Genomic DNA, 937 nt, shown 5'->3' with positions numbered 1-937 from the left:
TTCCTGGCCTTCTTCATTGGTATAAGTAAAGCTATCCGTGCCGTTAAAGTCAGCATTTGGTGTATATTTCACCGTGCCATCGGCATTGATAGTCACGATACCGTTAGTACCTTGAGTCACACTTTCTACCGGCGAAACCGCCGCTGCAGTGCCATCGGTTGAGTCATCATCATTTGCAAGCACATCGATATCAATCGCCGCATCTTCGTTAGTCGTCGCGGTATCGTTAGCTACGACGGTTAAATCATTAACCGCATCCACCGTGACATTAACCGTGGCTTCTTGGCCTTCTTCNATTGGTATAAGTAAAGCTATCCGTGCCGTTAAAGTCTGCATTTGGTGTGTATTTCACCGTGCCATCGGCATTGATAGTCACGATACCATTGGTACCTTGAGTCACGCTTTCTACTGGTGAGATCGCTGCTTCAGAGCCATCGGTTGAGTCATCATCATTTGCAAGCACATCAATATCAATCGCTGCATCTTCGTTAGTGCTTGCGGTATCGTTGGCTACAACCGTTAAATCATTCACGGCCTCCACGGTGACATTAACCGTGGCTTCTTGACCTTCTTCATTGGTATAAGTAAAGCTATCCGTGCCGTTAAAGTCAGCATTCGGTGTGTATTTCACCGTGCCATCTGCATTAACTACTACTGAACCGTTACTACCTTGGGTAACAGAGGCTACTGGTGAGATCGCCGCTGCAGTACCATCAACCGTATCGGTGTCATTTGCAAGCACATCGATATCAATTGCTGCATCTTCGTTAGTGCTTGCGGTATCGTTGGCCACAACCGTAAGGTCGTTCACGGCATCCACCGTGACATTAACCGTGGCTTCTTGGCCTTCTTCGTTGGTATAAGTAAAGCTATCCGACCCGTTAAAGTCAGCATTTGGTGTGTATTTCACCGTGCCATCGGCATTGATTGAGACTGA

At 47.2% G+C, this 937-nt stretch carries 2 protein-coding genes; both read right to left on the bottom strand.

Features of this window, described 5'->3' with window-relative positions; translation table 11 throughout:
* Positions 1–261 (bottom strand): Ig-like domain-containing protein (locus tag GQR44_RS19585; RefSeq protein WP_166373431.1); only part of this gene is annotated, 261 nt, incomplete at its 3' end.
* A 7-nt stretch (positions 262–268) separates the two neighbouring features.
* The coding region (locus GQR44_RS19580; RefSeq protein WP_166373429.1) for an Ig-like domain-containing protein at positions 269–937 on the bottom strand (669 nt) is incomplete at its 5' end.

Origin of the sequence: Psychromonas sp. SA13A (assembly GCF_011378715.1) — a bacterium.
GTDB lineage: Bacteria > Pseudomonadota > Gammaproteobacteria > Enterobacterales > Psychromonadaceae > Psychromonas.
The sequence above is the reverse complement of the archived record's forward strand: the minus strand, read 5'-3'. Positions and strand labels throughout refer to the sequence as shown.